Source organism: Stenotrophomonas sp. LMG 10879 (assembly GCF_002750935.1).
GTDB classification, from domain to species: Bacteria; Pseudomonadota; Gammaproteobacteria; order Xanthomonadales; family Xanthomonadaceae; genus Stenotrophomonas; species Stenotrophomonas lactitubi_B.
Genome location: NZ_PEJT01000006.1, coordinates 231,178 through 243,070, shown reverse-complemented (window position 1 = coordinate 243,070; position 11,893 = coordinate 231,178). Strand labels below are relative to the sequence as shown.

Here is an 11,893-nt window from a genome sequence, read left to right as displayed (position 1 = left end):
ACACACTGCTCCCTTCGTCTAGTGGTTAGGACGTGGCCCTCTCAAGGCTAAAACAGGGGTTCGAGTCCCCTAGGGAGCACCAGTCGCCGCAGCAGGAACCGAAAAAGCCCGCCTTGTGCGGGCTTTTCTGTTTTCCGGATGCTCGATTCCAACCGGCGTGGTCGCTTTGGCGCCTCCCTGTTCCTGCGCGGGAGGGGGCGGGCCACCCTTTCCTGGACACGCCAAAGCCCATCCATGGTGCTCGATGGCGCCATCCTTGGCGCCAACGGTCCAGGAAAGGGTGGCCCGCCCCCTCCTGACAATTTCCCGCGACGGCGGCCGCAACAGACTCGGCACCAGGCTTTGAAGCATCCGCCGAAGCCGTATGGCCGGGCGCGAAGGCGGGGCAGCCCGAGCCGGGACCGTTGGCGCCATGGATGGCGCCATCGAGCCCCCAGGGATGGGTTTACGGCGTGTCCCGGCTTGGGCTGCCCCGCCTTCGCTATCGACGACAATCAGGCGCCGACGAAATGCAACCGAAGCCAGGCACACGTCAGCCTTCCATCTGCTCCAGTTCCTTGCCCTTGGTCTCGCGCACGTAGCGGATGACGAAGATGATCGAGAGGATCGCGGCAACGGTGTAGATGCCGTACGCACCGGCCAGGCCGATGCCGGCCAGCAGCATCGGGAAGGTCACGGTGATCGCGAAATTCGACGTCCACTGCGCCGCACCAGCCACAGCCAACGCCGGGCCGCGGATCTGGTTCGGGAACATCTCGCCCAACATGACCCACATCACCGGGCCCCAGGACATGTTGAAGAACACCACGTAGACGTTGGCCGCCACCAGCGCCAGCCGGCCCATGCCGTCGGACAGCTGCAGGCGACCATCGGCCAGGCCGCCACTGGCGAAGGCGACCACCATCAGCAGCAGCGCCACCGACATGCCGACCGAACCGACCCACAGCAGCGGCCTGCGGCCGATGCGATCGATCAGCAGCACCGTCAGCAGGCAGGCGCCGATGCTCAGCGCACCGGACAATACGTTGATCAGCAGCGCATCGCTTTCCGAGAAACCCACCGCCTGCCACAGCACGGCGCCGTAGTAGAACACCACATTGATGCCGACCAGCTGCTGGAACATCGCCAGGCCGATGCCGACCCAGACGATGGGACGCAGCTTGCCGGTGGCCTTGCTGAGCAGGTCACCGAATCGCGGCTTGTGCTGGTCCTGGGCCAGGCTCGCTTCGATCTCGGCCTGCTTGTTCACCGCGGCGCGTTCACCGTACAACCGGCCAAGCACCGCCCTCGCCTGCGCCTGCCGGCCCTTCATCACCAGGAAACGCGGGCTCTCCGGGATCACCAGCAACAGCAGCAGGAACAGCAGCGACGGCAACGCCTGCATCCAGAACATCCAGCGCCACGCCTCCTGCCCCAGCCAGAGCGGCTCGGTCGAGGCACCCGCGGCCCGGGCCAGAAGATAGTTGCTGAGGAACGCCGCGAACAGGCCGCAGATGATCGCCATCTGCTGCACCGTCGCCAGCCGGCCGCGATAGCGCGCCGACGCGACTTCGGCGATGTAGGCCGGCGACATCACGCTGGCCGCACCGACGGCGAATCCACCGAGCACGCGCGCGCAGACGAACAGCCAGGACGCATGTGCAGCGCCGGCGCCCAGCGCCGACACCAGAAACATCACGGCCGCCACGATCAGCACGCCACGACGTCCCAGCCGATCACCCAGCCAGCCGGCTGCGAACGCGCCGATCGCGCACCCCAGCAGCATCGAGGCCACCTCGAAGCCGAGCGCGGCCTCGCTGGAGTTGAAGGCCTGGCGCAGACCGTCGACGGTGCCATTGATGACGCCACTGTCGAAACCGAACAGGAAACCACCAAGAGTGGCGGCGCAACTGATCAGGACGATGAAGGCCGTGTTCTCACCGCCATTGGAGGCGGCACCGGGCTGGACTGGCGACATGAAGGATCCTGCAAGGAAGGGGGCCGACCGAAGCGGGCCGGCGGCCTTGGCAGCGTCGCACAGGGCGGGCATGCCGCCAAATGGGCATTAGGTGCGCCAATCTGCCCCACTTTCACACGGCAACCGACACCGGGGGCCAACCTGTTCTAGAATTGGCAGGTTCAGAAAGCGATTCGCCCCCTACCCATGCCCTTTGTCGTCACCGAAAACTGCATCAAGTGCAAACACACCGATTGCGTGGAAGTGTGCCCCGTGGATTGCTTCCACGAAGGCCCGAACTTCCTGGTGATCGACCCGGACGAGTGCATTGACTGCACCCTCTGCGAACCCGAGTGCCCGGTCAACGCGATCTTCCCGGAAGACGATGTGCCCGCGGGCCAGGAAGGTTTCGTCGCCCTCAACGCCGAGCTGGCGAAGGCGTGGCCGGTACTGACCGTGCGCAAGGACCCGCCGGCCGACGCCGGTGAGTGGGATGGCAAGCCGGACAAGCTGAAGCTGCTGGAGCGCTGAGGCGCCACCAACGGCAGAAAAAAGGGCGCCATGGGCGCCCTTTTTTGCTTCCGGTAGCGCCGGGCCATGCCCGGCGGAACCTTGGACCGCGCTGCGCGCTCGCCGGGCATGGCCCGGCGCTACCGGCCATTACGGGGCCAGCTTCGCCTTCAGCGCGGCAATCAGCTTCACCGGCGCTGCGGCGGTGGCCGGCAGGCCACGCGGGTCGACCGCGGAGATGTAGGCACCGGCGTCGACGGCGACCACGCGGACCAGGAAGTTGCTGCCTTCGTAGGCCACGTCGTACGAGCCCAGCAGCTGCGCGCGGGTAGCGATGGTCAGGCCTTCCACGCCTTCCAGCGCGGTACCGACCTTGGCGAAGGCTTCATCCTTGCTGCCGGCAACAGTGAAGCCGGTGGCGCTGACCGCCGGAGCGGCGGCGGCCGGCGTGGCCGGCTTGGTCGCCGAGCTCAGGGTCGGCACCTGGTTGTTGCCGGCGCCTGCCGGCAGGTTCAGGTCCGGCGGCACTTCCAGCGGACGCACTTCCGGGGCCAGGGCATAGTCACCCTTGACGCCACGCTTGAAACAACCGGTGGTGCCGGCGGCGACAGCTACAGCAAGCAGGGCGCAGGACAGCACGCGGACGGCGGAAACGGATTGGCGCATGTGAATCTCCTGGATCAGACCAAGACGGAAGGTCAGTGGCTGGAAAGGGCTTCGAGGGCGGCGATATCGCCGGCGAGATGGTCGGCGGCAGGCGTGTGTGCTGCCGAAAGCGGGAGCAGCGGCAGGCGCAGATCGTGACCGATGCCGATCCGACGCAACAGCGCCTTGACCGGAATCGGGTTGGATTCGATACCGCAGAAGTCATGGAACGGCTGCAGGCGCGCATCCCAGGATTCGACGGCTTCATGGTCGCGGGCAGCGGCCAGGTCGCACATCCGGCGGTAGGCGCCGGGCAGCACGTTGGAGCCGACCGAGATCAGGCCGTCCATGCCGGCCTGGATCGAACGCGCGGCAGTGCCGTCATCACCGGTGAGCACGGCGAAGGTCGCGCTGCGCAGGTCCAGCAACGCGCGCACGCGGCCGGTATCACCCACCGCTTCCTTGATGCCGACGATGTTCGGATGGCTGGCGAGCTCGGCCACGGTCTCCGGCAGCATGTCGCAACCGGTACGGCCGGGCACGTTGTACAGCACCACCGGCAATCCGGCCTGGTCAGCGACCGCGCGGTAATGCGCGATCAGGCCGGCCTGGGTCGGCCGCACGTACGGCGGTGTGACCACGAGAGCGTGGGTGGCACCGAGCGCGGCGGCGCGGCGGGTCTGCTCGATGGTCTTGGCGGTGCCGGACAGGCCGGTGCCGGCCAGGACCGGAACGCGGCCGGCGATGCGCTCGACCGCGCTGGCCAGCAGCTGGTCGTACTCCGCATCGGACAGGGTGGCTGCCTCGCCGGTGGAGCCGGCAACGACAACGCCTTGGACGCCGCCCTCCAGCTGCAGGTGCAGCAGGCGCTGCCAACCGTCGGGGTCGAGTGCACCGTCGGCCCGGAAGGGGGTCGCCAGCGCGGTGATGAGGCCGGAAAGGGACAAGGACGTGCTGCTCTTGGCTGGGGAGGGAAAACGCCCGCCACGAAAGGCCGGGGGCGATCTGAATGTTACTTGCGGCGCGAAAGCACGGGCAAGTATGCTGGACACCGGTGGATCCCCGCCTCTGGCGGGCATTCAGACTAACGCATGCATTACCCGGAATCGCCTTGACCGACACCACCCCGCGCCCAGCGCCGAGCGAAAACCACCTCCTGATCAACGCCTATACGACGCATCCGGAGTCCCCCCTGTTGTCCGTCACCCGCCGCATCGCCGACAGCGGGTGCAATCTGGTGGATGCACGTCTGGCCACCGTGGGCCGTGATGTCTCGGTGACCGCACTGGCCACCGGCTCCTGGGATTCGGTCGCCAAGCTGGAAGCGATGCTGACCCGGCTCGAACGCGAGGAAGGCCTCAAGCTGGTCTGGTATCGCACCGAAGCCAAGCAGGCGCAGTCCAACCTGCTGCCGTACATCGTCGAGGTGATCGCTGCCGACAAGCCGGGCATCCTGTTCCAGCTGGCCGATTTCTTCGATCGCCAGGGCATCACCATCGAGACCCTGCAGAGCACGCGCTACCGCGCCATGCAGACCGGTGCGGAGATGTTCAGCGCACAGGTCACCATCGGTGTGCCGGCCAACATGCACATCGCTGCCCTGCGCGACGATTTCCTCGAGTTCTGCGACCACTTGAACCTGGACGCGATCATGGACCCGATGAAGTTCTGATTGAAACCCTGAATTTTTCGCGCGCTCCTCACGGGCGCGTGGCGTTTCATGCAATTGTCGTAGAAAGAACCCAGGCTCGACAGAAGGACCTCATGAACAACGGCGATACCCTGGACAGCACCACCCTCTCCCTGCCGCTGGCGCTGTCCGGCGGCGCCCACGCCACCCTCGGCGATTACGCCGGCCAGTGGCTGGTGCTGTACTTCTACCCCAAGGACAGCACCCCGGGCTGCACCACCGAGGGCATCGACTTCAACGCACTGCTGCCCGACTTCAGGAAGGCGGGTGCGGTCGTGCTTGGCGTCTCCCGCGACTCGGTGAAGTCCCACGACAACTTCTGTGCCAAGCAGGGCTTCGCGTTCCCGCTGGTCAGTGATGCCGACGAAGCGCTGTGCACCGCCTTCGACGTCATCAAGATGAAGAACATGTACGGCAAGCAGGTACGTGGCATCGAGCGCAGCACCTTCCTGATTTCCCCCGACAGCCGCATCGTGCAGTCATGGCGCAAGGTCAAGGTCGCCGGCCATGCCGACGCCGTGCTTGCCGAACTGAAGGCCCATCCGTCCAAGTGAGTCCCATCGCCCACTTTGTCCGCCACCACCCTGCCCTGCAGCAGGTCGTGGTGGTTTTTCCCTGTCCGTAACCAGGAACCGATGATGACCCGAGGCAAGCGCATCTACGTGCTGGATACCAACGTGCTGATGCACGATCCCACCGCGCTGTTCAAATTCGAGGAGCACGATGTCTACCTGCCCATGCAGGTGATCGAGGAGCTGGACAACGGCAAGAAGGGCACGACCGAAGCGAGCCGCAATGCGCGCCAGGTCAGCCGCTTCCTCAACGAGCTGGTGCAGGCTTCGGGCCTGGACAACCTGGCCGAGGGCATTCCGCTGCAGCGGCCGCAGGGCCTGCAGCTGCGCGGCAAACAGAGCGTGGGCAAGCTGCGCTTCCAGACCAGTCATTTCGACGCGGGCAAGAGCTTTGGCAAGGTCATCCCGGACAACGCCATCCTCGGCGCGATCCTGGCGCTGAAGGAAGAAACGCCTGAAATCCCGGTGGTGTTCGTCTCCAAGGACATCAACCTGCGGATCAAGGCGGCCATCGCCGGCATCGTTTCGGAAGACTACGAGAACGACCGTGCGCTGGACGATTTCAGCCTGCTCTACACCGGCGCCACCGAGCTGCCGGAAGACTTCTGGAAGCGCCACGGCGAGGATCTGCGCAGCTGGAGCGACAAGGGCCGCACCCATTACGAAGTCCTCGCCCAGGAGGGTGAGGAGTGGTACCCGAACCAGTACGTCTACCTGCCGGGCGAAGATGAAGTCGAACTGCGTGTCAGCAAGATCGTCGGCGATGGCAAGGTGGTGCTGTCGCTGGTCGATGACTTCCGCCATGGCAGCCACGCCGTGTGGGGCATCAGCGCGCGCAACCGCGAACAGAACTTCGCGCTCAACGCACTGATGGACCCGGAAATCGACTTCGTCACCCTGCTCGGCACCGCCGGCACCGGCAAGACCCTGCTGGCGCTGGCCGCCGGCCTGGCGCAGACGATGGACCAGCAGCGCTACCGCGAGATCATCATGACCCGCGCCACGGTCAGCGTCGGCGAGGACATCGGCTTCCTGCCCGGCACCGAGGAAGAGAAGATGACGCCGTGGATGGGCGCGTTGACCGACAACCTGGAAGTGCTGACGCACAACCAGGAAGGCGGCACCTGGGGCCGCCAGGCCACCAACGACCTGCTCGCCAGCCGTATCAAGATCCGTTCGATGAACTTCATGCGCGGCCGTACGTTCCTGTCGCGTTACCTGATCCTGGACGAGGCGCAGAACCTGACGCCCAAGCAGATGAAGACGTTGATCACCCGTGCCGGCCCCGGCACCAAGATCGTCTGCCTGGGCAACGTCGAACAGATCGACACCCCGTACCTGACCGAAACCACGTCGGGCCTGACCTATGCGGTGGACCGCTTCAAGAACTGGCCGCACAGCGCACACATCACGCTGCGTCGCGGTGAACGTTCGCGTCTGGCCGATTACGCGTCGGAGGTGTTGTGAACCGTTGCACCCGTCTGCTGCTGCCCTCGATGGCGATCGCCATCACCACGCTGCTCGCTGCCTGCGCGACCACGCAGGGACCGGCCAGCGTGCCGACCACCGAACGCAGTGGCCAATCCTGGGTGGTCACCCGCCCGATCATCGCCGCACAGGTGCTCGATACCTGCTCGCGCCCCAGCCCCGGCCGCGAGGCCGGGCGGGTCAGCGGCTACTGGGCACCGAGCCGGCAGCAGGTGGACCAGCTGGAAGCGAAGCTCGCAACGCTGGAAACGCAGGTGCCGCACGTCATGGATTTCGATCGCCAGTACGTCGGCATCGAGCTGGACGGAAAGCGGGTGATCTACATCAACGCGTTCCATCTGCCTGAAGACAACCGTCTGCGACCCGCCCGCGAAGCGGTGCGGGTCTGCGATGGTGGCGCGCAGTTCTGGGGCGCGGTCTTCGATCCGGCCAGCGGCACCTTCAACGAGCTGCAGTTCAACGGCGGCTTCGGCGGGCCCTGAGGGCCCGCCATGGGAATCCGCCTGCCCACCTGGGTCTGGATCGGCGCGGTCGCGCTGTCGTGCGTGGCCGGCATGGTCAATGTGGTCGGCTTCCTGGGTTTCGAACACCAGGCGGTCAGCCACATGACCGGCAGCACCAGCCAACTCGGCATGGCGCTGGCGCAGGGGGATTGGCGCGCGGTCGGCCACCTGTGGGGTCTGCTGATCGCGTTCTCACTGGGCGCGATGGTCAGCGGGCTGCTGATCCAGGACAGCGCACTGCAGCTGGGCCGCCGCTACGGCGTCGCGCTGGCGCTGGAATCACTGTTGCTGCTGGTGGCCATTCCGCTGTTCAAGCAGCATCAGATATGGGGCGCACTGGCAGCCGCGATGGCCTGCGGACTGCAGAATGCGATGGCCACCACGTTCAGTGGCGCCGTCGTACGCACCACCCATCTCAGCGGCATGTTCACCGATCTCGGCATCGGCCTCGGCCACCTGCTGCGCGGACTGCCGCTGCAGGTACGGCGCCTGACCCTGAGCGGCCTGATCATCAGCGGCTTTCTCGCAGGCGGCGTCATCGGCGCCTGGCTGTTCGTGCGCTGGCAGTACGACGCCCTGCTCGCCCCTGCCCTGCTGACCGGACTGACCGGCCTGGGCTATGTGCTCTACCAGCAGTGGGCACGCTGGCGGCGCTGAGCATGGCGTCATCCACGCATGGCGTGGATCTACGTTGTCCCTCCGATCATTTCCGCGATCTCCACGCATGGCGTGGATCTACTGCAGGAAGCCGTCAGAGGCGGGACGGTGTGGGGCTGCAGGACCGTTGGCGCCATGGATGGCGCCATCGAGCCCCCATGGACGGGTTTACGGCGTGTCCTGCAGGCCCACACCGCCCCGCATCCCACGAGATGCCGCCGTTGCTCCGGGTGTTGCTGTTGCTTCTGCGGGTGCCGGGTGCAACCCGGCCGGCACTACCCCCACACTGGGCAGCACGGCACAATCACCGCATGAGCCCGACCACCCCCGTTTCCGCCCTGACCATCGCCGGCTCCGATTCCGGCGGCGGCGCCGGCATCCAGGCCGACCTGAAAGCCTTCGCCGCGCATCGCGTGCATGGCCTGTCGGTGATCGCCGCACTGACCGCGCAGAACACCCGCGGCGTCAGCGCCGTGCACGTGCCGCCGGTCGACTTCCTGCGTGCGCAGATCGAGGCCTGCTTCGACGACTTCGATATCCACGCAGTGAAGCTGGGCATGCTGGCCAACGCCGAGGTGATCCACGCCGTGGCCGATGCACTGGAACGCCATCGACCACCGCACGTGGTGCTGGACCCGGTGATGGTCGCCACCAGCGGCGCCCGCCTGCTGGAGGACAGCGCGCTGCAGGCAATGCGCGAACGGCTGCTGCCACTGGCCAACCTGGTCACCCCCAATGCACCGGAAGCGGAGCTGCTGGTGGGCCGCAGCATCGCCAATGGCAACGACGCAGAGCAGGCCGCCGCCTCACTCCTTGATCTGGGTGCCGGTGCGGTACTGCTGAAGGGCGGCCACCTGCATGAGGGCAACCGCGTGGTCGACCGTTACTTCGATGGCGTCAGCAGCGAAGAGTTCATCCATGCCCGCCTGCCCTTGGATGCGCACGGCACAGGCTGCACGCTGGCCTCGGCCATCGCCGCGCAGCTGTGCAACGGGCTGAGCCTGGCCAATGCCTGCGAAGCCGGCATCGACTACGTAGCGCGCGGCTTGCAGCAGGGCTACGCGCCCGGCCGCAGCGAGGTGCTGGTACTCGACCACTTCGGCGCGGCACCACACGCATGAGCGATTCGCCACGCGCACTCGCCGTGGACAGCGGCGATGGCCACCATTACGAGGTCATCGCCTGCGTACCTGCACAGCCGCTGGCGCGGTTGTTGTGGCTGCCAGCGCTGGGCGTGGCCGCACGCCATTACCTGCCGCTGGCGCAGGCACTGTCCGCCCGGGGCGTGGCGGTCTACCTGCACGAATGGCGCGGCAATGGCAGCAGTTCGCTGCGCCCGTCACGCACCCAGGATTGGGGCTACAAACAGATCCTCGACCACGACCTGCCGGCCAGTCAGGCGCTGCTAGCCGCTGACGACAACGCGCAGGACGTGCTGCCATGGATCATTGGTGGTCACAGCCTGGGCGGCCAGCTGGCCTGCGTACACGCCGGGCGCCAGCCGCAGGCGTTCGATCGATTGTGGCTGGCCGCCAGCGGCACCCCGTTCTGGCGTACGTTCCCGTCACCACGTGGCTGGCTGCTGCCCCTGATCTATCGCTTCCTGCCATGGATCGCGCGACGTCAGGGCGTGCTGCACGGGCGCCGGCTGGGCTTCGGCGGTACCGAAGCACGTGGATTGATCGCCGACTGGGCGCGCGTAGGGCTGAACAATCACTACGCGGCTGTGGGCATGGACGAGGATCTGGACGCCCAGATGACGCGTGTGCATGGCAGTGCGCAGGCGGTGCTGATGGAAAACGATTGGCTGGCGCCTATCGGATCGATGCAGGCGCTGCTGGCGAAACTGCCGAATGTCGCCTCACAGCTGCGCGTGCTTTCTGCGCAGGAGCTGGGTACGCGAGCCGACCACTTTGCGTGGATGAAACACCCGGAGGCTGTCGCAGAGGCGTTTTTCATTCAGTTGGGTGAAAATTTTCACAAAAGCGTTGACGACTCGCGCCGACATCCGCATAATTCCGCTCCTGTCGCAGGGCGCCCGTAGCTCAGTTGGATAGAGTACCTGGCTACGAACCAGGCGGTCGGGAGTTCGAATCTCTCCGGGCGCACCACTCGACAGACCTTCAGCATCCGCCGCTGGAAGTGCAGTAAAATAGAGAAGTAAGTTGATTGTGTACCGCGCGCCCGTAGCTCAGTTGGATAGAGTACCTGGCTACGAACCAGGCGGTCGGGAGTTCGAATCTCTCCGGGCGCACCACACACGATCAACACAACAAGTTTATGTAATTGGCGCCCGTAGCTCAGTTGGATAGAGTACCTGGCTACGAACCAGGCGGTCGGGAGTTCGAATCTCTCCGGGCGCACCATTACACCGAAACAGCAGGCCTCGGCCTGCTGTTTTTTTTTGTGTGTTTTTCGGCAGGGTTGCACCCTGCACCCGCAGAGGCAACAGCAACAGCAGAAGCAGGCATTCCGTGGGTGGCGGGGCGGCATGGGTAGGCAGGACACGCCGTAAACCCATCCATGGGGGCTCGATGGCGCCATCCATGGCGCCAACGGTCCTGCCTACCCATGCCGCCCCACCTCTGACAGATTTCCGCGATCTGGTAGATCCACGCCATGCGTGGATGAATCTCATCGAGATCAAATATTTCGACAATTGAACGAAAAGCATCCACGCATGGCGTGGATCTACGTGTCGACCAAGGTCGACACCCACCAAGAGCAGGCCAAGAGCAGGCCATGCCATCCAACAGATCGCGGAGATCTGTCGAAGGCGGGGTGGGTCCGGTTGCGGGGGCGTGAGCCGCATGGATGCGGCGACCGAGCTTACATGGACGTACTTGCAGCGCCCCCCGCAACCGGACCCACCCCGCCATCCCACGGAATGCCCGCTGTTGCTTTGGCTGTTGCCGTTGCCGTCGATTCGGCAGGTGCAGGGCGCAGCCCTGCCGCACCCTACCCCTCTGCCATCGCCTGCCACCATTGCGCCAGCAGCTCCGGCCGTCGCAGGCGCTCGCGCCACCAGCGCAGGGCCGCGCCATCTTCGCCGGTGCGCCACGCCAGCCAGAAGGTCTCTTCCGGCTTGTGCTCCTCGACCTCGCGGATCACCAGCTGGCCGCGTGCCACCGCCGCGCGCGCGCACGGTTCGGGCAGGAAGCCGAATCCCAGCCCCTGGCACTGCAGCTTCAACTTGCTGGCCATGTCCGGCACGGTCAACGTCTCCTGGCCCATCAACAGACCCACGGTGCGTGGCAGCAGGCGTCGTGCCGAATCGGATACCGCGATCGCGCAGTACGGCGCCAACTGCTCGCGGCCCAGCACACCCCGCACGGTCGCCAGCGGATGCTCCGGCGCCACCGCAAACACGAAACCCACGCTGCCCAGCGGCTCGACCACGTAGCCCCCGCCACTGGGACCCTCGCCCGGTGCACCGACCAACAGGTCGGCGCGCCGGTCCAGCAGTGCTTCCCAGGTGCCGGACAACGCCTCGCCAAACAGGCGCAATCGGGTCGGCGCCGCCACCTCACGGAATGCAGCAATATCCGGCCCCAGCAGCCAGGTCGGAAACACCGAATCCACCGCCAGGGTCAATTCCGCCTCCCAGCCCGAGGCTACGCGCCGTACCCGAAGCTCCAGCTCCCGGGCCGCACGCAGCAGGTGCCTGCCCTCCTCCAGCAACGCGCGCCCGGCCTCGGTCGGCTCCGCCCGCGGGCCGATCCGGTCGAACAGCTGCACCCCAAGGTCCTCTTCCAGCTTGGCCACGGTGTAGGAAATGGTCGAGGGCACCTTGTGCAGGGCCTTGCCGGCGCCGGCGAAGGAGCCTCGGCGGCCGATCGCGTCCAGGATCTGCAGGGCATCGAGGCTGAGCTTGAGCATTCGAAATTTTCGA

Annotated in this window: 12 protein-coding genes and 4 tRNA genes; 12 read left to right on the top strand and 4 right to left on the bottom strand. The window is 66.0% G+C overall.

Annotated elements, in window-relative coordinates; translation table 11 throughout:
* Positions 1–7: 7 nt before the first annotated feature.
* Positions 8–82, top strand: a tRNA-Glu gene (locus tag CR919_RS11545).
* 450 nt (positions 83–532) lie between these two features.
* On the opposite strand, the gene CR919_RS11540 is transcribed toward CR919_RS11545, so the two are convergent.
* Positions 533–1,957 (bottom strand): sugar porter family MFS transporter, encoded by a 1,425-nt coding sequence (locus CR919_RS11540; RefSeq protein ID WP_099820131.1) that lies wholly within the window; start codon positions 1,955–1,957, stop codon positions 533–535.
* A 186-nt stretch (positions 1,958–2,143) separates the two neighbouring features.
* Here CR919_RS11540 and fdxA point away from each other — a divergent pair, with 186 nt between their 5' ends.
* Positions 2,144–2,467 (top strand): ferredoxin FdxA, encoded by a 324-nt coding sequence (gene fdxA / locus CR919_RS11535; protein ID WP_049411316.1) that lies wholly within the window; start codon positions 2,144–2,146, stop codon positions 2,465–2,467.
* A gap of 129 nt (positions 2,468–2,596) precedes the next feature.
* On the opposite strand, the gene CR919_RS11530 is transcribed toward fdxA, so the two are convergent.
* A complete protein-coding gene (locus CR919_RS11530; RefSeq protein ID WP_099820130.1) occupies positions 2,597–3,112 on the bottom strand; it encodes a hypothetical protein in 516 nt (171 codons plus the stop codon).
* 32 nt (positions 3,113–3,144) lie between these two features.
* Entirely contained in the window at positions 3,145–4,038 is an 894-nt protein-coding gene (gene dapA, locus CR919_RS11525; RefSeq protein WP_089240321.1) for a 4-hydroxy-tetrahydrodipicolinate synthase, read from the bottom strand.
* 164 nt (positions 4,039–4,202) lie between these two features.
* On the opposite strand from dapA, the gene CR919_RS11520 reads away from it, so the two are divergent.
* The 10 genes from CR919_RS11520 to CR919_RS11475 all read left to right on the top strand — a co-directional run bounded on the left by CR919_RS11520 (position 4,203) and on the right by CR919_RS11475 (position 10,367).
* Positions 4,203–4,763, top strand: coding sequence for a glycine cleavage system protein R (locus CR919_RS11520; RefSeq protein WP_025879444.1), 561 nt, complete (start codon positions 4,203–4,205; stop codon positions 4,761–4,763).
* A 92-nt stretch (positions 4,764–4,855) separates the two neighbouring features.
* A complete protein-coding gene (locus tag CR919_RS11515) occupies positions 4,856–5,335 on the top strand; it encodes a peroxiredoxin (protein WP_099820129.1) in 480 nt (159 codons plus the stop codon).
* Between the two features lie 84 nt (positions 5,336–5,419).
* Positions 5,420–6,820 (top strand): PhoH family protein, encoded by a 1,401-nt coding sequence (locus tag CR919_RS11510; protein ID WP_099820128.1) that lies wholly within the window; start codon positions 5,420–5,422, stop codon positions 6,818–6,820.
* A gap of 29 nt (positions 6,821–6,849) precedes the next feature.
* Entirely contained in the window at positions 6,850–7,323 is a 474-nt protein-coding gene (locus CR919_RS11505; RefSeq protein ID WP_207761033.1) for a hypothetical protein, read from the top strand.
* A gap of 9 nt (positions 7,324–7,332) precedes the next feature.
* Entirely contained in the window at positions 7,333–8,001 is a 669-nt protein-coding gene (locus tag CR919_RS11500; RefSeq protein ID WP_099820126.1) for a YoaK family protein, read from the top strand.
* A 311-nt stretch (positions 8,002–8,312) separates the two neighbouring features.
* A complete protein-coding gene (gene thiD, locus CR919_RS11495) occupies positions 8,313–9,122 on the top strand; it encodes a bifunctional hydroxymethylpyrimidine kinase/phosphomethylpyrimidine kinase (protein ID WP_099820125.1) in 810 nt (269 codons plus the stop codon).
* Positions 9,119–10,045, top strand: a complete 927-nt coding sequence (locus tag CR919_RS11490) for an alpha/beta fold hydrolase (RefSeq protein ID WP_099820124.1) — start codon at positions 9,119–9,121, stop codon at positions 10,043–10,045. Before thiD ends, CR919_RS11490 begins: the two co-directional genes overlap by 4 nt.
* Positions 10,036–10,112, top strand: a tRNA-Arg gene (locus tag CR919_RS11485). The genes CR919_RS11490 and CR919_RS11485 overlap by 10 nt, the downstream gene beginning before the upstream one ends.
* A gap of 69 nt (positions 10,113–10,181) precedes the next feature.
* Positions 10,182–10,258: transfer RNA gene (locus CR919_RS11480), tRNA-Arg, on the top strand.
* Between the two features lie 32 nt (positions 10,259–10,290).
* Positions 10,291–10,367: transfer RNA gene (locus tag CR919_RS11475), tRNA-Arg, on the top strand.
* Between the two features lie 592 nt (positions 10,368–10,959).
* Here the strand turns inward: CR919_RS11475 and CR919_RS11470 are convergent.
* Positions 10,960–11,880 carry a LysR family transcriptional regulator gene (locus tag CR919_RS11470; RefSeq protein ID WP_099820123.1) on the bottom strand — a complete coding sequence of 307 codons (921 nt, stop codon included), beginning with the start codon at positions 11,878–11,880 and terminating at the stop codon, positions 10,960–10,962.
* Positions 11,881–11,893: the final 13 nt, after the last annotated feature.